Genomic DNA, 24,296 nt, shown 5'->3' on the forward strand with positions numbered 1-24,296 from the left:
TTTATATAGAACGATCATTATATATTTATTGAATATATAAGTAAGCTAGACATCATTCCAGCTTACTCTCTAAATGAATCTTTTATTAAACTTCTAAACTGAATCGCTATATCATTTACATCGAGTATTTCTGAAAGTGAGGTAGCCCCTTCAAACAACATTGCTAACTGAATCGAGTGAGCATGAGAAAAGCCTTGTTTAACCAAGAAAGAAATGAATGATTTTTTGTGAGCAATGACTTGATTAACAATTTCTTCATTCTCTAAAGCGTACTCTTCCTTTGCTCTTAAAAACATACAACCATTCGTTCCAGAAGAGCTTAGCCATGCAATATGTGCTTCAGCAAACAGTAATGCAACTGAAACCGTACCTTCTGTATTTCTACATTCAGCCATACTGTTTAGATGTGAAAAATATCTCTTTTCTCGATTTTTAAGGACTTCAAGAATTAGGTCTTCTTTAGAGTCAAAGTGATTATATAACGTCATTAAAGCAACTCCAGCATCATGAACAATACGTTTAAGACCAATCGCGTGAAAACCGTTTTGATAAAATAATTTTTCAGCATGTTCTAATAAATCTTGCTTTTTTTTACTCATTATACACCACCTTTAGATAGAACGATCGCTATAAAATCATCTTATCATATCAAAAAGTACGTTACAATAATTAAGTGTATGTGGATAAAGCTAATTGTACTAAGTGATCACTCCTGCTTACAAAATGGAAAATTCCCTTTCACATTTCGGATAAAAAATCAGGTAGTTGAGTATATCTCAACTACCTGATTTTATTCTGTATTATCTAATGCGGCGTACATGTCCATTAAATTTTTCGTTCCAATAACCACTCGTCATTGTTTCTACCGATAACCCCGGTGTACTCTGTGAACCGATAAATTTACCGCCTCCGATGTAAATGCCGACATGTCCATTTTTCTTATATGTGTCAAAAAACACAATATCTCCAGGTTGAATATTACTATAGGAAACCTTTGAACCTGTACCTGCTAAAGCAGATGTACTAGATGGGATCGAATAACCACCCTGTGCAAATGCCCATGAAACAAATCCAGAACAGTCAAATCCACTTGGCGTTTTACCTCCCCATACATATGGAACACCTAGGTATTGATAGCCTGCATTAATTACCGTACTTAGGCCACCGCCTCCATTAGAAACAACAGCTTTAGAAGGAGAGCTTTTTTTACTTAGTGTTTGCAATTCCCCTCCATCTGAACTAGCTACTGGTTGTTCTGCTGCAGCAATACTTTCTTGTACTTGTGATTCAAGGGTTGCTAAGTTACTATCCTTAACTTGAAGTTCATCTTTTAGTGCTTCCAAATCTTGTTTTTTTGATTTTAATGTATCTTTTTTTGATTCATTTTCTTGTTTTTGTTCTTTAATGGTTGCCTGGATGCCTTCTAATTCTGCTTTCATATCTTTCAATTCTTCAAGACTATTGAGCACCTTATTTTGTTTTTCTTCTACTTTCTTTTTATCCGCTTCCTGTTTCTCCATTAATTCAACATCCGAATCAGATATTTTATTTACAGCAGAAACACGATTAATAAAGTCACCAAAACTCTTGGAACCAAAAATTACTTCTAGATAACTTACATTACCGCCACTTTGTTGATATGAAACAGCTCGTTCCTTTAAAATGTCAAATCGTTTCTCAATCGCTTCTTCAAGTTGTTTAATTTCTTTTTCTAATTTATCAACTTCTGCTTGTTTAGATGAAATGCTGTCCTCCGTCTCATCCATCTTTTTTTGGTTTTCTGTTAGGGCATGATTAACTTGACTTATTTCTTTATTTAATTCTTCTAATTCTATTAATACATCTGCTATCTCAGATTCCGCATCGGATAGATCCGCTTTTATCTCCTCGCGGTTATCTTGGATTTCAGATTGCTTGTCCTTTAAGTTATTGATAGATTCTGCGTTTGCTTCGGTTTGGAAAAATACACTACTAAACCCGACGACTGCTACAGCCGATACTGTTAAAACTGATTTTTTCAACATTCTCCCCCACTTCTTGAATCACGGTCTGCCATCATTTATCTATGTATCGTGTTATTCTTCCGTTGTAGCTAAGCAGTAAAGTGAAACTAATTTTTTATGTATTTCTATTTATTTAGGCAATTAGTAGTATAACAGGTAAAAATTTCACTCATATTATGAAAATGTTACAATTATATTTCAAATACGACATATTACCTGGTAATTGGATATGAATCTGGGCATTTCGCTATGAATAAGATCGAAAAAAATCGTATCGAATCATATAAAAAGCGTTCACCCCACAAAGGAATAAACGCAATTATATCTATTATTCTATCATTCTAAGAGGTAAATTGTTCTTCTTCTGTTGATCCTTTTAATGCTGCCGTTGAGGTTGTTCCACCAGCAATTACTTGAGCAACTTCATCAAAGTAGCCTGTTCCTACTTCCCGTTGATGTCGAGTAGCACTGTAGCCATATTTTTCACTCGTAAATTCACCTTGTTGTAATGCAGCATAGGCCTTCATACCCTCTTCCTTATATTTCCTAGCCAGTTCAAACATACTATGGTTTAATGCATGAAATCCTGCTAGTGTTACAAATTGAAATTTGTACCCTAACTCTCCTAGCTTTTCTTGAAAGGACGCAATTTCTTGATCGGAAAGTTTTTGTTTCCAATTAAAAGATGGGGAACAATTATAAGCTAATAACTTATTTGGATATTTCTTATGAATTGCTTCAGCAAATTGCTTCGCCTCCTGATAATTTGGTTCAGCTGTTTCACACCATATAAGATCAGCATATGGAGCATATGCTAATCCACGAGCAATCGCTTGATCAATTCCCGCTCTTGTCTTATAAAATCCTTCTGTTGTTCGCTCTCCCGTAATAAATGTTGAGTCAGATGCATCAATATCACTCGTAATTAAATTAGCAGCATTTGCATCGGTTCGAGCAATTATAATGGTGGGTGTGCCCATTACATCAGCTGCAAACCGAGCAGAAATTAAATTACGAATAGCTGTTTGTGTAGGTAATAACACCTTTCCACCTAAATGTCCGCATTTCTTCTCCGAGGATAATTGATCTTCAAAATGAACAGCTGCCGCGCCAGCCTCTATCATTGATTTCATTAATTCAAATACATTTAGTTGTCCGCCAAACCCTGCCTCAGCATCAGCGACAATTGGAGCGAACCAATCCAAATTCTGGTCCCCTTCTGCGTAATGGATTTGATCTGCTCGTTGTAAGGCCTGATTTATGCGTTTCACTACATGCGGAACGCTATTGGCAGGATATAAACTTTGATCCGGGTACATTTGACCGGAAAGATTCGCATCAGCTGCTACTTGCCAACCACTTAAATAAATTGCTTTAAGACCTGCTTTTACCTGCTGTACCGCTTGATTTCCAGTTAAAGCTCCTAATGCATGAACATAATCTTCTGTGTGCAGTAGCTCCCATAATTTATTTGCTCCTCGTTCAGCCAAAGAATAGGTTATATCCATACTCCCCCTTAAACGGATTACATCTTTAGCGAGATACGGCCTTTCTACCCCTATCCAACGTTCGTCTTTCTCCCAATTTTCGATTAGCATATTAACTCGTTGATCTTCCATATTAATCCTCCCCATTTGTTATATTACATATATTTTTGTTATATAACAGATTAGTCAAAAAATTAATCTTCCTTTTTAGACAGACAGTAATCGCATTCCAAGATATACGTTTTATTATTTACTTTCTCTCCACATTCAGGGCATCTTGTTTCATTTTCATGATTCATTTGCGCACCTCCTTTTATATAACAGTTAAAATTTACTATTTATTGTTATAAAACAGTTTATTCTAATAGTCTAAAAATTGCAACCTTTTTTAGGGAGATAGTTGAAAAAATTTTTTTATTAGTGGAGAATAGATCATGATATTATTGTTCACATAGGATTACTTCAACTAGGAGATGACCAACGTGAAACGAAAAAAATTTCACTTTATTGGGAGCAGGGTCGTGAAAACAGGAGTAGCTGTTTTTCTTACAGCGTGGATTTGCTCAATATTAGAAATCCCGGCGGTATTTGCAGTTATCACTGCGATTGTAACAATTGAACCAACGGTTGCCGATTCCATCCGAAAAGGGATGATTCGCTTTCCTGCTTCAGCTATTGGCTCAGCGTATTCAGTACTATTTATTTTCTTATTTGGAAATTCACCTTTAACCTATGCACTCGCTGCTACACTAACAATAGTCACCTGTTTCCGCTTAAAACTTCATGCAGGATTATTAGTTGCAACCTTAACAGCTGTAGCAATGATTGAAGTCATTCATAGTAATTATTTTATTTCTTTTCTAATTCGATTAGGTACGACCACTATTGGTTTATTGGTTTCGACTGGGGTAAATATGTTTGTCTTACCTCCTAATTATACCGAGCATATTACCCAAAACATTGAAAGTGTGAGAAGACAGACGGCTCGTTTAATTGAACAGGTGTTTCAAAGGGTTATTGAGGTAAATAATCATGATGATGTGTTAACTTCGATAAACCCAGCCGATCAAGTGTATAAAAAAATCCAACAAACAGAAACGCTGATCCGTTTTCAAAAAGAGGAATCGAACTACCACCCACTTGGCGAAAATGAAAAGAAACGCTTTAAAGAAATTGAAAAACAGTTAATTTGTTTAAGACTGATACACTATCACACGGATAATGTTTTAAATACGCCTTCCCAATTTACCATGTGGGGTACGAAAGAGAAGAAAACAATATTATTAGCTGTTAACGAACTAGTTCAAGGATTGGCAAGTAAATCAAAAATTGAATCCGAAAAACATCAAGCTTATCTGAAACAATTAAGTGATATGTTTTGGGAAGAAACTGGAATATCCAGAACCAAACCTAACGTTGAAGCAACAACGTTTCCTCCTGAAGTAATAATTATTTATGAACTTATTTCCATCTATCAACTTGTAGATAAATATTTTGAACATTGCGGACCAGAAAGAGTGACTAACTAAAAAACGAGTACATAAGTATGTGCTCGTTTTCCACTTCTATTTTACTAAGCTATGTTTAAACGCATAAATAACTGCTTGCGTACGATCCTGAACTTCTAATTTTCCTAGTATATTACTAACATGTACTTTTACTGTCTTTAATGAGATATATAATTGATCGGCAATTTCTTGGTTCGTTTTCCCTTGAGCTATAAGTAGCAGGATTTCTTTTTCTCGTACCGTTAGCTGTTCATGTAATTCCGCTTTAGGGGTACGCATGCGATTCATTATTTTTCCAGTTACTTCCGGTTCCAAAACCGTTTGTCCTTCATACGTTGCCCGGATAGCCTTTGCTATTTCCCCCGCTTTCGATGTTTTCAACATATAACTGGTAGCTCCAGCTTCAAGGGCAGGATATACTTTTTCGTCATCTAAGAAACTTGTCACGATAATTATTTTTGCTTCCGGCCATTGCTCGATAATCTGTTTTGTTGCCTCAATGCCATCCATTTGCTGCATAACAAGATCTAATAAGATAATATCGGGTTTTAATTCAAGTGCCAATTCTACAGCTTGACCACCATCATCAGCTTCGGCTATGACTTCAATATCTGGTTGAGCTGATAAGTAAGATGTGACGCCTATTCTCACCATTTCATGATCGTCAGCAAAGAGAACATTAATCATTATTTTCACCTTCCTTTCCCAAATTCGGAACTTTTACTTCAATCCGTGTCCCTTCATTAGGAACACTGACAACTTTGTAACTTCCACCAACTTCATACGCTCGCTCTTGCATATTTTGCAATCCATATGAGCCTGTTTTCATTTTCTCCATATCAAAACCTATTCCATTATCGGCAGCTCGCAGAATAACATTTTCATCTCGTTCCACCAACATAACATGTAATTTTGTTGCTTTTGCATGTCGTAACGTGTTTGAAACGGCTTCCTGAAGAATACGAAATAGTTGATCTTCTACGCCTTTATCAACAGTGAATTCCTCAATTTTCCAATCAATTTCCATTGGTACTTTTTGCGTTAACTCAATGAGTAATTCTTCAGCACCTTCCTGCAATGACTTCCCTTTTAAGGCAACCGGACGAAGGTGTAGTAATAGCGCACGCATTTCCAACTGAGATTGATGAATCATATTTTCTACCATACCTAACTGTTTTTTCATTGTTTCATCTTCAGGGGGATTCATATCATTAATTGCTGACATCATCATAGAAGCAGCAAATAATTGCTGACTGACAGAATCATGTAATTCCCGTGCCAAGCGATTTCTTTCTTGTGCTACAACTTCTTGCAAACTCTTTTCTCGCTCTCTTGTTCGTTCCGAGGCTAATCGCTGCGCATGTTCTGTTTGCGATCTTATTTTATTTTGAATTTGATGCAAGTATCGTTGGATAGCTTCTAGATCTTTATATGTTTCCATATGAAACGTTATTCTTTGCCCTTTAATAATTTCGTCCATTTGTCTTTCAACTTGATGAATTCGCTGCCTCCAATAAAAACCAGTGACCGTGCCAATAATTAATCCAGCTCCAATCGCCACGGTAAATATGATGATGAGGAACGAGATATCACCGATTTGCTGTTCAAAGACAAGTGACCAGTCATCGATAAAGGCTACTAGTGTCAGACCGGTCACAACAATAGTTAATGCAATACTAAACATTACTGAAGTAAACACATGTCGTAAAATCAGATTCATACTCGTTTCACCTCAATATCGCCAGATAATAATGAGGTAATGACTTTTACTCGAGGGAATTTCGTATTATAGTTCTCCGTTTGATACAATAATGTTTTATTCATTAGCTTTTCATGAAAATGTCCAAAAATCAATGCACGCCCAAATAAGGAGCTATGGTGAATGCTTACCTCCACGTCATATGGTACATAGATTTCAATATTTCCAACCATATGTCGTATAGAGATAATAGCTGTATCATTTGGAAGTACGGTATTGCTTAAGTCAATAATACGATCACCAAACGCACCGTGGATATTGACATCTTTCCATTGATAAGAAGGTTCTTCGGTTCGCTGGTCATCAAATAATTTATGATCAAACAATGGCTGTTTTCTTATAATAGTTTCATTCGTTTCCTCCCGTTGTTTAAACTCCTTTGGGTGAAGATAAGCTGATTCTTTTTTGGACTTGGAGTAGTGAATAAGAAATAAAATAATTGCAGCAATAATTAAAAATCGTATTGCCAGCATATTAAGGATGGCAAACACGATCCCTACCACACCAACCCAAAAAATAACCTTTCCAAAAAGACTATGATATTTTTTTCGTCCAATATAAATCAACAAGGAGAAGAATAAAGCATTAATTAACATTCCACCGTGGTAAAAGGTAAGTTCAATGATAAAGAGGATTACTCCAATGATTAATATCCAGTTTAGCGTGTCTGTGGTTAATTGTCTAAACATGAAGTAACCTCCCTTCGTAATTATGTAAAACAGACGCAACCCCTTGCGCCTGTATAGTATATCATTTTTTTATTTATTGACGAAGGATTTTATGCTTGTTCTTTCTCCTTCATTTCTTTCTCCAAGTTAGCAATTTTGTTGTCAAAGGTACTACGATAGTATGAACTATTCACTTTATATTCTAGCGTTTCAATATACTTTTCCATTTCAGCGAACTTAGAGAAAGGTTTATCTGATGTTTGCTCCACTACTCGATTCATTTGATGGTTTGCACGAGCAACATTTTCTCGTCCCATTAATTCCATTCTTCGAAGATGCATGTCTTTCAATTTATGTTTCATATCTTCGTATTTTTTTTCTAATGCCTCTAATTCTTCGGCAGCTTCATCACGTGATGTCTTCATCCGATCTGCCCGAGCTTGATACTCTTGATGCTCCTTCATGGCAAATTCATGCATCTGTTCTTCGTTTGCTTTCTCAGCTATTTCAGCTTGCTTTAGGCGTTTGTCTGCTAGATCTTGTGCTAATTGCTGTTCTTTAATAAACTCATCTTTTAGCTTATATTGTCTTTCAACAAGCTTCCGAACCTTCTCTTTTTCCTGCTCGCTTTGGCGTAAATAATGGTTTAAAGCTGCAATTGGATTTTTTTGTTCTTTTTGATCCATCATATGATGAAGATCGCTCGACAACGTATCCTTTATACGAGTAAAAATATTTGTCATCGTCATCTACACTCCTTATTAAGATTTGTTTATTTCAGCCCATTGCCGTTCAAAGTTAGTAAATGGGTCATCATATTTCATTTCATCAACTATGGAATTGTGATCATCTTTCTTCCAGCTTTTATAAATGAGATACAGAGCAATTGCTGCTGCAACTCCGATCAATGCAAACATATTGGAGATGGTGAAGCTTAATACAATTAAACCCAAAATGACCCAGCCAATTTTTCCAGCTGTTGACTCACTTTTCATAAATTGCTTGAAAATCACATAAAGCAACCATATACCGAGTCCCAATAATACCATTGGACCAAGATTAGCTAATAAGATAATCAAAGCAGTTAATCCTGCTAGAAATAAGAGAAATTTCTTCACTGTGTTTCCTCCTTTCTTTAGCTTAATTTCATCATACAAGGTAATAGAATTAAGTGTAATGAACGCTAGGCATATTTTGCACTAGTACCTTAGACGTAGATTTTGTTGCTGAAGGAGAGAAACTAAATCCAGAGGATAATAAACGCTATATCAGCTTGTCGTGAAAACCGCTAATTTTCCCCACGTTTCTTGCTATACACTCAGACCTTTCTCTTTTCGCGTACGAGCTCCCCGAACTTCCTTGCGAAGTGATGCGCAGTGATCTCGGATTAGTTGTTCTTCCGCAGGAGTGGGAGGGTTCTAGTTACTTAAGACAGAAAAAAACTCCCTTTCAGCTAACTCGACTTGGATAGTTGAAGGAGTCTTTTTCATGTTCTGGCATACTGCCTTAAGTAGTGCTTATTCACGATATTCTATTATCCTTGCAGGCGGCAATAACACACGCATGCAATTCTTTTGAATCAGCAAAAAACTACGCTCTACTTCTACTTTTCTCATTCGATACGGTCACTTAATATCCCGTGAGGAATTTGAAGCAATCTAAAAAAGCAGCACATAGCTAGTACCGCTTTTATTCACCGAGGAATGATACGTATTTTAATAATGTCCTTAGTGATGTAAATAAGAGATAGAAAATTCATGTTACTCCTGGCAGATATTGAAATGAAACTTCTAACTAATGGGATCAGCTACATAAGAAACCAGCACATCCATTGCCATAACAATTTATAACACAGCTTCTGCAATTAATTCATACGAAGCTTTTCTTGATTGATAATCAGGTGTGATGGTAATGATCATCAATTCATTTGTTTGATAAGTAACTGCAAGGTTATGTAGCTCCACCCTTACATCACATGGATCTCCGATTATCATTTTTTGTTTTTGCTTTCGTATCCAATCTTGTTCATTGTTTGTATAGTTATGGCTTTTCGCCTCATTTTCTGTAGGAACAAAAGCATTTTCTTCCCCATTATTCTGTTGCATTTTCCATAAAAGGGCAGCTTGGGCAAGTTCTTGTGCTCGTTCATTTGTATCTGCACAAATGACAGAGACAGCGACAATGGTATCAGCAGAGCTCTGTTGTTTAAATGATTGGAGGATGGCAGGACCATCTTTATCTGTCATAAAATGACCAAATGCATAAGCCATCCCTTTTTCAGCAGCTAGTTTTGCACTTTTTTCACTTGTACCAAGTAACCAAGGAATGGAAGGAGTTGTTGGAACAGGCGTTGGGGCAACTTTGGAATACATGTGATTGTTCAAGAACGATTGATTTAGAAATGCTAACAATTCATCCAATAAATTGGGCATGTCCCGGACATTTTCTAAAAAATTTCCCGATAAGGCAATTGCTGCCTCTGCAGATGCACCTGGTGCTCTTCCAATGCCTAAGTCAATCCTATTTGGATACATGGTAGCTAATAAATTATATCTTTCAGCCACTGGAAATGCTCGGTAATGAGGGAGCAAAACAGCACCAGACCCGATACGAATCTTCTCTGTCTTACTCCCAATGATGCTCAATATCATATCAGGTGCAGGGCAGGCTAAACCTGGCATATCATGATGTTCGGCTACCCAATAGCGATAATAACCAAGCCTATCAGCGAGCTCGGCAAGTTCTAAAGTTTCCTGTATCGCCTGCTTCGATGAGCTATGGTTTAATAGAGGGACCTGATCTAAGATACTAAGTTTCATAAGTTATACACACCTTTATTATTACTTAGCTGTTATGGTTTCTGAAAGCAAATAATGATATAAAAGCAATTCGGTATTTTTTAATGAATCCTCATGTGTTCTCTCAAAAGCATGAGAAGAATCAATTCCGGGACCAATCAAGCCATGAATAATATCATTACCAGCTTTTATTGCAGCTGATGCGTCTGAACCATAATACGGGTATATATCTAATTTATAACTAATATGATGTTGCTTGGCGAGATTTACTAAGTGATTACGCAGCCCAAAATGGTAGGGCCCAGAAGCATCTTTAACACATATGGATACTGTATATTCATCGGTAGATTGACCATCGCCCATCGCTCCCATATCTACTGCTAAATATTCCGTCGTTTCTGGTGGGATATTCGAATTTCCACCATAACCAATTTCTTCATTATTGGAAATGAGAAAATGTGTTGTATAAGGGAGTTCGATATTCTCATCCTTTACACGCTTCATAAGTTGCAATAGGATTGCTACACTCGCTTTATCATCTAAATGCCGTGATTTTATAAATCCGTGGTCTGTTAATTGAACACGCGGGTCAAACGATACAAAGTCCCCCACTTCAATTCCTAATGCACGAATTTCATCAGCAGAAGCTACCCGCTCATCAATACGTACTTCCATGTTTTGTTGATTTCGTTCTGCTTTACCAGCATCTTTATAAACATGTACGGATGTTTGATGCATTAAGATGGTACCTGTAAAACCCCTACCGTCTGCTGTATGAATCGTACAGTATTCTCCCTCAATAGAATTAAATTGAAACCCACCAATTAAGTCAAGACGCAATCTTCCGTTATCTTTGATTTCTTTAACCATCGCTCCTAACGTATCAACATGAGCGGTTAACATACGATGTTCCCGATTATCTTTCCCTGGCAATGTGGCAATTAATCCGCCCTTTAAATTACGCTTTGTCTCAATATTCCAATCATAAAGTAATCCCTCTACATAACGAATAACCCGATCGGTAAACCCTGAAGGGCTAGGAATAGTTACCAACTCTTGAATCATTAGCTTCGTTTCAGTGACATTTGGATATGTAGACATCGTTATGTTATTTCCCCTTTCTTCATTTTATTTTTCATTTCTTTCGATAGCGTCCACAATCTTCTCAGCTGCTCTACGATAATAATTACTCATATTGACAAAAGAAGCAACTAATAGCAACTGTTTAAGGTAGTCGGCACGCTTGCTATCATACGCAGATGTATGGTCCTCTACTTCAGTTGTTAATTGCTTCATTTCAACTTTCAATTGTTGCATACGATCATTAGCGATATCGACATAGCTCTCGTATAATTTTGTTAAGTCAAAGTTTTCTTCTGTTATCATCTTGTTTAAAGCGTCTAATGTCATCCTGACGTCATTTATTGATAACGCACCTTTCATCTGATAAATCATGGCAATTAACATTAAATGGTTCTTTGAATATTTTTTGTTTTCGATTGGAAAAAATAGCTTCCCTTTTGCATAGTTGTTGATCATCGTTTTTGTAAGTACTTTTTCTTCCTCATCTCGTTTTAATATACCAAATTTATTCTCAAATAGCTGAATAACTTGATCCATATATAGATCCAAATCTGGAATTTCATCAAGCTTCAGTTGTTTATTTAGCTCCATTTTGTCAACGTATTCATATATATCCTTCATTTATTTAACCTCTTTTAGCTATTATTCAAATCTATTTTATTATACGAGATTAAGATTAACAAGTAAATCTTGACTACATATTAAAACAGCTATATGATTATTATATAGTTTTGAAAACTACATAAAACATGATGAAGGTGTGATTTCATGGGCGTATATATCCGGGAACCAATTAATGGACTGACCCACCTATTTGGAGCAGTATTATCATTTTTTGGTCTACTAGCATTAGTGATCAAAGCAACTGCTACAACCGAATCATTCTTAGCGATAACTGCAGTCATCATATTTGGAATTAGCATGACCTTATTGTATGCTGCTTCTGCTACATACCATATGGTGATAGCAAGAGATAAGGTTATCGCATTTTTACGACGAATTGACCACTCAATGATTTATGTATTAATCGCTGGGACCTATACCCCGTTCTGTTTAATTAGCTTAAAAGGATCCCTAGGTTGGACACTATTTGCAATTGTAAGTACCTTAGCCTTACTTGGAGTTGTATTTAAGTTAGTCTGGTTTCACTCGCCACGATGGCTTTCTACCGCCTTGTATATTGGGATGGGTTGGATTGTCGTATTCTTTAGTTCAGCACTAGCTCCGATTATTAATACAGCTGGTATGATTTTTCTCATTTTAGGCGGCATTTTTTATACCGTAGGTGGCATTATCTATGGCCTTAAACCGAAAGTATTATCATTTAGGCATATGGGATTCCACGAAATCTTCCATATCTTTATCTTAATCGGCAGCCTTTTTCATTTTATTTGTGTATATGGCTATGTATTATAAACGTTGGATTAGTGATAGAACATGCAGTAGCATTCGCTACTGCATGTTTTTTGCTTCCAAATAAATACGCTGACCCTCATTAAAAAAAGTCAGCGTACCACATTTGAAAGTTTCACTTCTGTGGATCAGATGGATTAGAAATGTTTGACAAAGCTTGCCCTGCTTCATTTCCCAATTGGTTGTCGACAGCCAAGTCTCCTAATGCTACCATCCCAACAATTTGACCATTTTCCACAATTGGCAGCCTACGAATTTGCTGTTGGGCCATTAATTGTGCAGCTTCATGGGCATCCATTTCCGGGGTACCCTGAACTACTTGTTGTGCTGTCATTACTTGCGAAACAGGGGTTTGGGCAGCTTCTCCTTGAGCAGTGGTTCGCAACGTAATATCGCGATCTGTAATAATTCCTACCATGGTTCCATTCTGATCTACAACTGGAAGTGAACCGATATTATGTTCACTCATTAATGCAGCTGCTTCTTGAACGGATTGCATATCGGTCACTTTATACACATTTGATGTCATAAAATTACGTAACTGTTGTTGCATCGTTATAACCTCCTTTTTAACAATAGCATTCTTCTTTTATCCAATTTTTATTACAAAAATACATAAAAATAAAACGTGTCACGAACTTGTGACACGATCCAATCGAAATATGTCTATTTTTTAAAGAAAGTTGTAATGAATGGACTAACTTGACCATATAATTTTCCCATTTGCGACGCAACCTCTGTCATTTTATTAAAATCGAATTGACCATCCTGATCACGAAATTGCGAAATAATGTTTTCTGTAGTAGAAGGTTTTTGTCTAGGCTGTGGTGGTCTCCCAATCCAAGCTGGCTGACGTCTAGGAGTTTCTGGTCTCATCGGTCTTCTCGGTCTATTTGGAAACATACGCATATCACCTCTTCATCGAATTCTGTTATAGTTTATGTGCATCGATTGACAGTGATAAGGATGTTTATCCTATAATTACGCTTCTTCAATAAATTTCTTTCTATAATGAGCGAATGCCAAAAGTGGAAAAATATATTCATAGCTATGATAATGCATATAAAAATTACCTGGCAAAGCTTGCCCTTTGGGATATTCTTTCGTCCACTTATCCTTATTTTCTTGCTCCTTCAATAAGAAGTGAATGCCTTGCTTTAGTTCTATTGTTACTTTATCCTCAGCAGCAATAAGTGTATCTAATGCCCACGCGGTTTGTGTCTTGGTACTTGTTTGTAATGGGATATACGTTTTTGCTTGATCACTTTTACATGATTCTCCCCAACCACCATCTTCATTTTGAATCTGATACAGCCAATCAATTGCCTTTTTTACGGATGAATGTTCTCGGTCAACCCCAGCTGCTATTAATCCGGTGATTGCTGCCCACGTTCCATAAATATAGCAAATGCCCCATCTTCCATACCATGATCCATCTTTTTGCTGATTTTTAATTAACCAATTGACTGCTCGCTTCATAAAAGGATGAGATTGATTTAATTTCGTGTACAATCCCAAAAACTCCAAGGTTCTTCCGGTTAGGTCTGGGGTTGAAGGATCAAGTAAAATTAATTCTGCTCCTTTCACTGGGAGCCATGATAGAAATGGGCTATCTATGTCCTTTTCAAATGCCCCCCAGCCACCATTACCATTCTGCATGGATAAAAGCCATTCGATTCCTCTATCCCAAATGAAGCGATTGGTATTCTTATCAAGAACACTGGTCCGTAAAGCACGTAATGCTGCCGTTGTATCATCATTATCTGGATTGATTGTGTTGATATTTGAAAACCCCCACCCACCAGGTAATACATGAGGCGATTGGATTGCCCAATCTCCATATAAGTGGTGCTGTTTTGACCGAATATATTGTGCAGCTTTATGAATTGTCTCTGATGACGAAGATAATCCTGCCTCTTGGAGACTATAACTAATAAGGGAAGTATTCCAAACGGTTGCCGTAGTAAATTGGATATGTGGTTGATTATTTATGGATATTATGAAAGTTTTTAATCCTGCAACAGCTCGTTGAATAACCGGATGATTTTTTGCATACCCTCTTGCCAACAAAGCAAATATCATCAGAAACGTTGAACTAAAATAGCTATAAAAGGTACCATCTGGCTCAATACGTTGAAGCATATATGTTTCAGCTTGTCTTAACGCCAAATTATGTAATTCATGAGGTAGTCCGATTAATTTTGCTATAGCTTGTTTAATCAAGGAGAAAATGGAGTTCCAATTGCGAAAATCATCATCCCAATTCTCCGTTCTTTTCATGCTTAATTCCGTTAAGTCTGGAGTTAAAGGAGTCGTTACTTGTATTTTTTTATCAGCGATAATTAAAATTGGAGTTAAATGTGCGCGTGCATACATCGATAGGTCAAAGAAATTAATTGGAAAAGAAGCAGGCAATAATAGACCTTCAATTGGTATTGGAATATGGTTTGGCCATTGAAGCTGGCCAGTTAATGCAAGCATGATTTTCGTAAATAAGTGAATACGGCTGAGCCCGCCTTTATTCATAATAAAGCGCTTTGCCAAGCGCATATGCCTATCATTTCTCGAATAAAACCCACTATACAGTAAAGCATAGTAGGCTTCCACAGTTGCTGTTAGATTTCCTCCTCCTTCTTCATCATAATATAACTTCCACGCCCCATTCGGACCCTGCTTGTTAGCAATACGTTCAGCTAATGACCAAATTAAATCATGGTCATCGATTTCCAACGAACGTAATAATATAATCATATAACTATCCGTTGATACTCCAGTCTCAAATGGATAATTCCATGAGCCATTAGGACGTTGCTTCTCTTTCAATTCATCCACCAATTCATTGATTTTCGATCCAATTCGTTTATCCATATAGTAGGTACTCCTTTTCAAATCATTATGCAAAAAACATATGTCGATTGCTCGAAGCATATGCCTTAAAAGGAGGTGCTTTATGATTAATTGTTTTAAAAAACGGCCCAAGATAAATCAGAAACTGAAAAAACAATTAAAACAAAAAGCAAAACAATTGCCTTCTTCATTTTCAAAATCAGATCTCACTCCATGGGAAATCAACATTATTGAACAGATAGATAAAAAAACAACAAAATTCAATAAAAATAATATAACTCGAACGAAAGCGTATTATGAATTTTATCGTGCTCATCCAGAAATACACTGGGCATTGCTTGGCCATTTAGTATCACGTAATGGTGGTTGGAATATGACGGATTTAAAAGGCGACCTATTGCCGAGGTTAATGACAAATAGAGAACGAGAGAATTTTTTTTCATTTTTAGAACGTGGAAACTGGTTAATCTTTCAAGATGTCTTCCCTCAATGCTTATTGTATCAACAAAGTCTTGCAAAACAAAAAAACTTATTCTACTTACTTCCTTATTTAGATGTCTCGATTTTCATGGAGGTGATTTGGAATAATTTTTGGAAGTACCGAGATTGCAGGCAATTAGCCATCGCCATGATTATTAATGAACAAAATTACCTTGAAGAACGTGTGATTCAAAACAAACATTTTCAGGACACGGTACTACATACGATTGAATTTAAACTATATGATACGTTTCGTTTTAATCACATTATCTTCCCTAAGCTTAATGAAATAACTGGGAGACCAAGTGTTGTTGGAGACACCCTCTATCAGTTTGACGAGCTTCATCAACGAATTAACATAGGTATTCGATTATACGACTTACTATTTCAACGTAAAGCAAGGTTACAAGCTATTATTCAATGGGCGGCTAAGCACCCTCATACTGGGTCTAGATCAGATTATTGGAAGGACCTCTTTCATCCAGTGAATGAATCTGCTCCAGGACCAAGTTACAAGCGAAGGACAAAAAACTGTAGATTAAAAAAAGGAAAAACAAGAATTTATAGCCCGCCATTACAGTTTGCTTGGGCAGATGTAGAACATAAAGAGGCAGAAAAGAAGGATTGGTTCCATGATTATCAAGTATTGTATTATTTAGATAAATCGGAAAAAGAAATAGGTGGGGAAATATATGATGATTATTGTAACGCACTTGAAAAAATCGAACTTGCAATCATCGCAAAAAATGCGATCTTTTTCAAATAAGTCTAATATAATAGCTTCTTGTTTGATTGCTTTATTTTCATGCATACTTGGTACATACTTAGACCTGTTTTTTGTTGGTAAAGGCCTTTATTCCTTCCCTGAACGACTTTTTCCAGAAGTATTTCAAGTAAATATTTTATTCACTATCTTCATTCTTCCAACAGCTACTGTTCTTTATGTCTATATGATCCGTTCGTTCCGAGGACTGTCAAGAATAATTTTTATATTCATATGTAGTTTGAGTGCTTTTATTATGGAGCATATTGCAGAACATTATGGGTTATTTGTTCATGCTGCAAATTGGAGTCATTTGTATAGCTTCGCTGGTTACTTCGTTTACTTCATAGCCATCTGGACGTTATACTCAAGGATTAAAAAGATATTAAAATAGACAAAGAATTACTTATTTTTCTCTGCATTTACCATTTATTTGACCATTATGTGAAAAAAAGACATTTTTAATGCTTTGCTAGCTTTTTTTGATAAAATGGAAGGGTAAGAAAGAGAGATGGTCAGATGCAGAAGAACGATAACCGAGTCGAATCCAAACAAACCTTGGTAAACGCACTCGCACAGACAGTAAAGACAGGGATTATAAAATCAAATTTAATCCCCATGTTTGCTGGATTATTTTTAGCTATTTATACCTATCAATATAGTCTAACTGAAAAACTTCCCGAGATTTTATTCGCTCTTATTGGGACAAGTTTAGTAATAGGAGCCGCTGGGGCATTAAATAATTTGTATGACCGAGATATTGATAAAATCATGGAAAGAACAAAAAATAGACCAACCGTTACTGGCAGAATTAAACCTAGAAATGTTTTACTACTTGGCATTACGATGGCTGTACTGGGTATTTTCATGTTGGCTCTAGCTACGCCATTAGCAGGTTTATTAGGATTTTTAGGGTTGTTCTTTTATACCGTACCTTATACGATGTGGAGCAAACGTCGAACAGTATATAATACAGAAATTGGGAGTATCTCTGGCGCCATGCCACCTCTCATTGGCTGGGCATCTATTTATCCTGATATCACCCACCCTGCTATTATTGGTCTATTTATTATATCAATTATTTGGCAAATGCCTCATTTCTATGCCATTGCCATACGCAAACACAAAGAATATCAAGCCGCAGGAGTTCCTATGCTACCAGTAGTTAAAGGAATACGTAGAACGTATATCCAAACCAATATTTATTTAATTGTTGTGGTAGCAACCAGCTTCTTACTAGGTACCTTAAGTTTAGGACTTCAATTAGTCGCTCTTCTTTTAAGCCTATCCTGGCTAACGCTTAGTATCCTTGGGTACCATAAGATGGACTCAGAGAAATGGGCAAAATCCATGTTTCTATTCTCTCTTATTTATATGACGGTACTATTCTCTACAGTTATTATCTATTCATTAATGGGGACAATATTTGATTTATAACGTATTAAAACCACCTTGGTAAGACTGAAAGGTGGTTTTCTTTTTTCTCTAATTATATATAACTTTATCCTAACTTATTGCTATAATATAACTAAAAAGGGAGAGATAACATGGAACAATGGGAGGTAGCTGCTGGGATTATAGAAGGAGAAGGAACAATTACGTTAACCAGAAACCACTCAAAAGAAAATAGAAGTATTTAATACTTTAAAAGCTATCTATCCTTATCTAAGAATCAGCAAAAAAAGAAAAAGAGCGAATTGGATATTAAAAACTATGAGTTGGTTACTCCAAGAAATGGAAAATATACTCCATCGGCTTTTAAAAAAATTACTATTTGAAGAAGAATTCTTTCTACAATAAATTTAATAAACAATAAAAAACCACCAATTATGTATTGGTGGAGACGGTGGGACATGCACTCCATGCTTTCGTCATGGCACTGACTATATCTTGAACCCTTGTAAAGGTTCTTCGGCGTCTTATGTGAAATTTAGATTTACTTTACAAGCAGCATTTCACATCCTAGTACTACCTATAAGGTAGCCTATAAGTCGATACATGGCTGTTGAATTACTTCAATCACCACTCGGTATTGCCTTATTACTAATCAATATAGCAACTTAGGTTTCACCGATAAAGCCGAATTATCACTTTTACGTTACCGTAAAAGGCGACTATTTACTAATCGAACCCACGTCCAGAGATATCGCCACTCAGGCTTCTACACGCTTATTCGGTATATTATCATTTACTTACTCTGCAGCCTACCGACGGGCTTTAGAGAAGCTAGTCTGATTCGTTTCAACAACCATCCTCAGACGGCGAATGATTGTATAGCCCGTTTCATTTGAGACCCTTCAATCTGCTACACGGGCAATAGCAGGAAGGATCGCTTAGCAGAGCTTACGCAGCTGCTAAAGCAGGTTGATTGTTTTCTTTGCCAGTTATATTTAGGCATAACGTTTTACGAGCCGTAACCTCGACGTGCAACCTGAGCTCAATCTATCCCTGTCGAATCCGTAACGTCCCCATATAAAATAAGAGTAACGCTCGGAAGAATGAGCATATTTATATGATTGTTTTAACTTCCTAATGACAATTCCTATTATAGCATTTTTGGCGAAAAAGTCAAGTTACTAGTAAGGTTACAGCTAGCTTTATCGCGTCTGTTCTTTAATCGCACGATCAGCATCTCGCTTCATTTGCTTTCGTTTCAGATCCTCGCGCTTATCGTATTTCTTTTTCCCTTTTCCTAAACCTAGTAATACTTTAGCATATCCATTTTTAATATAGATCTTCAATGGAACAAGTGCGTAGCCCTGTTGTTGTGTTAATCCAATTAATTTATTAATTTCTTTCCGATGTAATAATAGTTTTCTTGTACGAGTTGGGTCGTGATTGAATCGATTTCCTTGTGCATATTCTGCTATGTGCAGATTAATCAATTTAACTTCTCCACGATCAATTCGGGCATGGGAATCTTTAATGTTTACTCGACCTGCTCGAATGGACTTGATTTCAGTACCTTGCAGAACGATACCTGCTTCATAGGTATCTTCAATAAAGTAATCATGAGAAGCACGTTTATTTTGTGCGACTGTATTTCCTTGTCCTTTTGGCATAAGAACTTCCTCCTACTGCTTGCATGCCCCTTATTTTATCAAATATTCTAACGTATTCCAATTATAATTGCGTCTTAATTTAATAATAATAAACTTAAAGCCATTACAGCCATGCCGCTAATAACACCATAAATAGAAAGGTGTGCCTCATCATATTTCTTAGCTGCTGGCAATAATTCGTCTAAAGAGATAAACACCATGATCCCCGCCACCATAGCAAAGATAATCCCAAACATTAGGTCTGTTAAAAACGGCATTAAAATAAGAAACGCGACAATTGCCCCAATGGGTTCAGCCAGTCCAGATAAAAACGATAAGCGAAAAGCTTTCCGTTTATTATTAGTTGCATAATAAATGGGTACTGATACGGCAATTCCTTCAGGAACATTATGTATTGCTATCGCTATAGCAATAGCTAAACCAAGCGCAGGATCTTGCAACGCTGAAATGAATGTTGCAATACCCTCAGGAAAATTATGAATTGCAATTGCTAATGCAGTAAAAACACCCATTTTTAATAAATCAGGATCATTTATTACTGCTTGGGGATGCTTCATATCTTCTACTTTTTTCAATTCATGCGGGTTAGTACTTTTAGGAATAAAACGATCAATGAAAAGAATAAATAGGATTCCAACAAAAAAAGATCCAACCGTGGCCCAGTTCCCATATCCATCGCCAAGTTCAGTTATTAAGGCATCTTGGGCTTTGACAAAAATATCGATCATGGAAACATAGATCATAACACCAGCTGAAAACCCTAATGCGTAAGATAAGAATTTAGTATTTGTCGTTTTCGTAAAAAATGCTAATAAACTCCCTATTCCTGTAGCTAAGCCAGCGAATAAAGTGAATAAGAATGCTACGATTACCTCCTGTGTCATGATCTGCTCCTTTGACTTAAAAACCGCTGACCGATTATGGCAACAGCGGCTTCTTCACTATTTTTTTGCTTTCTTTGCTTTTATTCGTTTCTTCTTTTTCGGTTTTTCTGCATAAACCATTTCAAAGTCTACCGTACGTTCATCTGTATTAACACCAGCTACTTTTACCTTCACTTCATCTCCAATGCGGTACATATTCGCTGTACGCTCACCAATCATGGCTTGACTTCGTTGATCATAGTGATAATAATCATCGGTTAAATAGCTTACATGAATTAACCCTTCAATCGTATTCTCTAGTTCAACAAATAAACCAAAATTGGTAATGGAACTAATCACGCCAATATATTCTTCGCCAATCTTATTTTGCATAAATTCTGCTTTTTTCAAATCATCCGTTTCACGTTCAGCATCTACTGCTCTTCGTTCTGCTTCCGATGTTTGTCTAGCAATTTCCGGCATTGCATCCTTCCATTTCTGCAATGTTTTCTGATCCATATTTTTTTGAATCAAGTACGTACGAATAAGGCGATGTACAGTTAAATCCGGATACCTGCGAATTGGGGATGTGAAATGCGTATAGAATTCGGTTGCAAGTCCAAAATGACCAATACTTTGAGGATCATATTTTGCTTGCTGCATCGAACGAAGCATTAACTTGGAAACAATCATTTCTTCTGGTTTTCCTTGTACTTCTTCTAATACTTTTTGTAATGCTTGGGGATGGATCTCATTATTTGCCCCTTTCACTACATAACCAAGACCAGCTAGAAATTCAAAGAATGTTTGTAATTTCCCGGGATCCGGATCTTCGTGAATTCGATGAATAAATGGTACATCCATCCAGTGGAAGTGTTCAGCTACTGTTTCATTTGCTGCGAGCATAAATTCTTCAATAAGACGCTCCGCAACAGAACGTTCCCGTAGTACCACATCTTCCGGTTTGCCGTTCTCATCTACTAGCACCTTCGCTTCCTTGAAATCGAAGTCAATCGCTCCTCGGCCCATTCGTTTTCCCCGTAATATGGCGGCTAGCGCCTCCATATCTTCAAAGAAAGGTACTAATTCTTTATAATGGTTACGTAACTCCTCATCCTTATCCACTAAAATTTTGTTGACATCGGAATATGTCATTCGTTCATTCGTACGGATAACGCTTTGGAAAATTTCATGATCCACTACATTTCCAGAACGGTCTATTTCCATTTCACAACCTAATGTTAGACGATCCACCTGTGGGTTTAATGAACAAATTCCGTTGGATAAACGATGTGGAATCATTGGAATAACACGGTCAACGAGATAGACACTTGTACCTCTTTCTAGTGCTTCTTGATCAATTGGACTTCCTTCATCTACGTAGTAACTAACATCCGCAATATAGACACCTAATCGATAGTTTCCATTCTCTAATTTTTTTACAGAAACGGCATCATCCAAGTCCTTGGCATCGGCTCCGTCAATGGTGACAATGGTTTCATCACGAAGGTCTCTTCTCTCCTTAATCTCATCTTCGGATATGGTTTCTGGAGTATTAGCTGCTTGGTCCAATACTTTAGTTGGAAAGTCAACCTTAATTCCGTGCTTATGAATGATCGATATGATATCAATTCCCGGATCATTCTTATGACCAAGAATATGAATGATTTCTCCTTCAGCACTTTTTCTACCTTCAGGATACTTTGTAATATGGGCAATTACTTTATGTCCACTTACTGCACCGTTCGTCATGCTTTTCGGGATAAAGATATCATTTGGAATCCGCTTATCATCCGCAATGACAAAACCAAAGGAACGATTATCTTCAAACGTCCCAACAACTTGCAGCGTTGCGCGTTCTAATATACGAATAACGGTCCCCTCAGGGCGATTCCCATCCTTATCTCTTTTCTCAATACGTACTAACACTTTATCGTTATTCATCGCAGAAGCAAGATCAGAATGATGAATATACACATCATCTTGTTGTTCATTATCAGGGATTAGAAATGCAAATCCTTTCGCGTGCATCTGAATTCTACCACGAATTAAATTCATTTTTTCTGGCAGTCCAAAACGATTTTTTCGTGTCCGAACAAGTTCGCCTTCTTCTTCCAATTCATTTAGTGCTTTAACTAGTTGTTTAAATTCTACTGCATCTTCAATTTCTAATACTTCTTCTAATTCATCTACAGCTAATGGTTTGGTTCCATTTTCTTTGAAATAATTTTGTATTTTCTCTTTCACTTTCTTCACCTTCTTTCTTTTTATTGTTCACGTTCTTTGATAATTATAATCATTCTTCCCAATCCAATGTTTCAAGGAATTGATAAATATCTTCAAACACTTGCTCTTTCTCTTTATCCATGGTGATTACATGTCCAGAATTTTCGTACCAGTTCAAAGCCTTATGATCTGATTCTACATTCTCATAAATATAATTGGCGCTATCTGTATTAATCATTTCGTCCTGTCTTGCTTGAACAACCATTGCTGGTGTATAAATGGTGTCTACTTCATTTTTTACTTCTGTAATAAATTTGCCTAATTGCTGGAATACTTCCGTTGATTGCTCAAGTAATTCCTCTACTTCTTTTTCAATAACAGCTTCATCTTTCCCTTCTAATTGTTTGTATTCTTTAGAAAAAGTTTGGAAGCCTTTTGTAAGTTGTGTCTCATTGTCAAAAAACATTGGAGAACACATGGTTACTACTGCTTTTGTTTTTTCCGTGAAGGCTAATTTCAAGCTTAATACCCCGCCTAAAGATAACCCTGCCACCGCTATTTCCTCATAACCAAGTTCCTTCAGATGATTATATGCTTCTTTGACATCGGCCCACCATTCTTTTGGTGTAGCTTTTACTAGTTCTTCTGGTGGTAATCCATGACCACGGTAAATCGGGGCGTGACTCGTGTAACCCCTTTTTTCTAAATATCTTCCTAACATACGAACATCAGCTGAATGCCCAGTAAACCCATGTAATAATAATACCGCACGTGGTCCTGCTTCAAACGTAAAAGGTTGTGGTTGTTTTACTTTCATTCTTCCTGCAACTCCTTCTGCCATTCTTCTTTAGTACTTTACCCATATTCTAAAATTAAATCATAAAGCCTATTTTAAATGATAATGCAGACTACTCCCACATTATATAATAAAAACCCTTATCACTATTAGCGATAAGGGTTTCGTTATTTATTGTAAAACATATGCGCTTAGGAAAGCTAGTACAAAAAAGATAACTGCTGTTACAATTGTTCCTCGGTGTAAGACAAGATCAATCCCTCTTGCTTTCTGTTTTCCAAACAATTGCTCTGCACCACCAGAAATGGCACCAGACAGACCTTCACTTTTCCCAGACTGCAATAAAACAAGTACAATCATAATAATTCCATCAATCACTAATAATACGTTTACGATTCCTAGCATATTTGTATGATACCCCCTGTAACCTATACCAAAACCAAAAAATCTGGAATTCTTCCGCTGCTTGTATGTTAGTAGAAAAAACATACGTTAACTTATATTAACTTTAGCATAGTTTACTTTGAAATAGCAAGCTTT

General features: G+C 36.6%; 25 protein-coding genes and 1 other RNA gene. 5 read left to right on the forward strand and 21 right to left on the reverse strand.

The features are described 5' to 3' along the window. Positions 1-62: 62 nt before the first annotated feature. The 4 genes from JKP73_RS00690 to JKP73_RS00705 all read right to left on the reverse strand — a co-directional run bounded on the left by JKP73_RS00690 (position 63) and on the right by JKP73_RS00705 (position 3,789). Positions 63-599: a TetR/AcrR family transcriptional regulator gene (locus JKP73_RS00690; RefSeq protein ID WP_021288998.1), complete on the reverse strand. Its 537-nt coding sequence runs from the start codon at positions 597-599 to the stop codon at positions 63-65. 201 nt (positions 600-800) lie between these two features. Then, positions 801-2,024 (reverse strand): C40 family peptidase, encoded by a 1,224-nt coding sequence (locus JKP73_RS00695; protein WP_200410801.1) that lies wholly within the window; start codon positions 2,022-2,024, stop codon positions 801-803. A gap of 320 nt (positions 2,025-2,344) precedes the next feature. Further along, positions 2,345-3,622: an isocitrate lyase gene (gene aceA / locus JKP73_RS00700; protein WP_021289000.1), complete on the reverse strand. Its 1,278-nt coding sequence runs from the start codon at positions 3,620-3,622 to the stop codon at positions 2,345-2,347. Between the two features lie 62 nt (positions 3,623-3,684). After that, complete coding sequence (locus JKP73_RS00705; protein ID WP_021289001.1) at positions 3,685-3,789, reverse strand: hypothetical protein; 105 nt, start codon at positions 3,787-3,789, stop codon at positions 3,685-3,687. Between the two features lie 174 nt (positions 3,790-3,963). Here JKP73_RS00705 and JKP73_RS00710 point away from each other — a divergent pair, with 174 nt between their 5' ends. After that, a complete protein-coding gene (locus JKP73_RS00710; RefSeq protein ID WP_038243057.1) occupies positions 3,964-5,019 on the forward strand; it encodes an FUSC family protein in 1,056 nt (351 codons plus the stop codon). 36 nt (positions 5,020-5,055) lie between these two features. On the opposite strand, the gene JKP73_RS00715 is transcribed toward JKP73_RS00710, so the two are convergent. The 8 genes from JKP73_RS00715 to JKP73_RS00750 form a co-directional block, all read right to left on the reverse strand. Beyond that, entirely contained in the window at positions 5,056-5,685 is a 630-nt protein-coding gene (locus JKP73_RS00715; RefSeq protein WP_021289003.1) for a response regulator, read from the reverse strand. Further along, on the reverse strand, positions 5,678-6,718 hold the full coding sequence (locus tag JKP73_RS00720; protein ID WP_021289004.1) for a sensor histidine kinase: 1,041 nt from the start codon (positions 6,716-6,718) through the stop codon (positions 5,678-5,680). Before JKP73_RS00720 ends, JKP73_RS00715 begins: the two co-directional genes overlap by 8 nt. Continuing rightward, positions 6,715-7,446 (reverse strand): cell wall-active antibiotics response protein LiaF, encoded by a 732-nt coding sequence (gene liaF / locus JKP73_RS00725; protein ID WP_021289005.1) that lies wholly within the window; start codon positions 7,444-7,446, stop codon positions 6,715-6,717. Before liaF ends, JKP73_RS00720 begins: the two co-directional genes overlap by 4 nt. An 89-nt stretch (positions 7,447-7,535) precedes the next feature. Continuing rightward, a complete protein-coding gene (locus JKP73_RS00730; RefSeq protein ID WP_021289006.1) occupies positions 7,536-8,168 on the reverse strand; it encodes a PspA/IM30 family protein in 633 nt (210 codons plus the stop codon). Between the two features lie 18 nt (positions 8,169-8,186). Next, positions 8,187-8,543, reverse strand: a complete 357-nt coding sequence (locus JKP73_RS00735; RefSeq protein WP_021289007.1) for a lmo0954 family membrane protein — start codon at positions 8,541-8,543, stop codon at positions 8,187-8,189. Between the two features lie 726 nt (positions 8,544-9,269). Then, positions 9,270-10,244, reverse strand: a complete 975-nt coding sequence (locus tag JKP73_RS00740; RefSeq protein ID WP_200410802.1) for an LLM class flavin-dependent oxidoreductase — start codon at positions 10,242-10,244, stop codon at positions 9,270-9,272. Between the two features lie 21 nt (positions 10,245-10,265). Further along, positions 10,266-11,324 carry a M42 family metallopeptidase gene (locus JKP73_RS00745; RefSeq protein ID WP_021289009.1) on the reverse strand — a complete coding sequence of 353 codons (1,059 nt, stop codon included), beginning with the start codon at positions 11,322-11,324 and terminating at the stop codon, positions 10,266-10,268. A 27-nt stretch (positions 11,325-11,351) separates the two neighbouring features. After that, positions 11,352-11,927, reverse strand: coding sequence for a DUF1836 domain-containing protein (locus tag JKP73_RS00750; RefSeq protein WP_021289010.1), 576 nt, complete (start codon positions 11,925-11,927; stop codon positions 11,352-11,354). A 147-nt stretch (positions 11,928-12,074) separates the two neighbouring features. Between JKP73_RS00750 and trhA the strand changes: the two genes are divergently transcribed. Continuing rightward, positions 12,075-12,722: a PAQR family membrane homeostasis protein TrhA gene (trhA, locus tag JKP73_RS00755; protein WP_021289011.1), complete on the forward strand. Its 648-nt coding sequence runs from the start codon at positions 12,075-12,077 to the stop codon at positions 12,720-12,722. A 112-nt stretch (positions 12,723-12,834) separates the two neighbouring features. Here the strand turns inward: trhA and JKP73_RS00760 are convergent, their stop codons facing one another. The 3 genes from JKP73_RS00760 to shc all read right to left on the reverse strand — a co-directional run bounded on the left by JKP73_RS00760 (position 12,835) and on the right by shc (position 15,587). After that, a complete protein-coding gene (locus JKP73_RS00760; RefSeq protein WP_021289012.1) occupies positions 12,835-13,272 on the reverse strand; it encodes a CBS domain-containing protein in 438 nt (145 codons plus the stop codon). A gap of 113 nt (positions 13,273-13,385) precedes the next feature. Beyond that, positions 13,386-13,622: a YppG family protein gene (locus JKP73_RS00765; protein ID WP_038243051.1), complete on the reverse strand. Its 237-nt coding sequence runs from the start codon at positions 13,620-13,622 to the stop codon at positions 13,386-13,388. Between the two features lie 78 nt (positions 13,623-13,700). Further along, positions 13,701-15,587, reverse strand: a complete 1,887-nt coding sequence (gene shc / locus JKP73_RS00770) for a squalene--hopene cyclase (protein WP_021289014.1) — start codon at positions 15,585-15,587, stop codon at positions 13,701-13,703. An 82-nt stretch (positions 15,588-15,669) separates the two neighbouring features. On the opposite strand from shc, the gene JKP73_RS00775 reads away from it, so the two are divergent. From JKP73_RS00775 to cyoE, 3 genes are all read left to right on the forward strand, one after another. Next, a complete protein-coding gene (locus JKP73_RS00775) occupies positions 15,670-16,812 on the forward strand; it encodes a DUF2515 family protein (RefSeq protein ID WP_021289015.1) in 1,143 nt (380 codons plus the stop codon). Beyond that, entirely contained in the window at positions 16,793-17,203 is a 411-nt protein-coding gene (locus JKP73_RS23595; RefSeq protein ID WP_031334959.1) for a CBO0543 family protein, read from the forward strand. The genes JKP73_RS00775 and JKP73_RS23595 overlap by 20 nt, the downstream gene beginning before the upstream one ends. 125 nt (positions 17,204-17,328) lie before the next feature. Then, on the forward strand, positions 17,329-18,246 hold the full coding sequence (gene cyoE, locus JKP73_RS00780) for a heme o synthase (RefSeq protein ID WP_038243048.1): 918 nt from the start codon (positions 17,329-17,331) through the stop codon (positions 18,244-18,246). 685 nt (positions 18,247-18,931) lie between these two features. Here the strand turns inward: cyoE and ssrA are convergent. From ssrA to secG, 6 genes are all read right to left on the reverse strand, one after another. Then, positions 18,932-19,271, reverse strand: a transfer-messenger RNA (tmRNA) gene (ssrA, locus tag JKP73_RS00785). Between the two features lie 135 nt (positions 19,272-19,406). Then, positions 19,407-19,871 (reverse strand): SsrA-binding protein SmpB, encoded by a 465-nt coding sequence (gene smpB / locus JKP73_RS00790; RefSeq protein WP_021289019.1) that lies wholly within the window; start codon positions 19,869-19,871, stop codon positions 19,407-19,409. Positions 19,872-19,945: 74 nt separating this feature from the next. Next, entirely contained in the window at positions 19,946-20,755 is an 810-nt protein-coding gene (zupT, locus tag JKP73_RS00795; protein WP_021289020.1) for a zinc transporter ZupT, read from the reverse strand. Between the two features lie 57 nt (positions 20,756-20,812). Further along, positions 20,813-22,981, reverse strand: a complete 2,169-nt coding sequence (rnr, locus tag JKP73_RS00800; protein WP_021289021.1) for a ribonuclease R — start codon at positions 22,979-22,981, stop codon at positions 20,813-20,815. A gap of 49 nt (positions 22,982-23,030) precedes the next feature. Next, the gene (locus JKP73_RS00805) at positions 23,031-23,777 is read right to left on the reverse strand and encodes an alpha/beta hydrolase (protein WP_021289022.1); all 747 of its coding nucleotides are present in this window, start codon (positions 23,775-23,777) and stop codon (positions 23,031-23,033) included. 150 nt (positions 23,778-23,927) lie between these two features. Continuing rightward, positions 23,928-24,161 carry a preprotein translocase subunit SecG gene (gene secG, locus JKP73_RS00810; RefSeq protein WP_021289023.1) on the reverse strand — a complete coding sequence of 78 codons (234 nt, stop codon included), beginning with the start codon at positions 24,159-24,161 and terminating at the stop codon, positions 23,928-23,930. Positions 24,162-24,296: the final 135 nt, after the last annotated feature.

The sequence above is a fragment of the Virgibacillus salexigens genome, assembly GCF_014905415.1.
Taxonomy (GTDB): domain Bacteria; phylum Bacillota; class Bacilli; order Bacillales; family Amphibacillaceae; genus Virgibacillus; species Virgibacillus salexigens.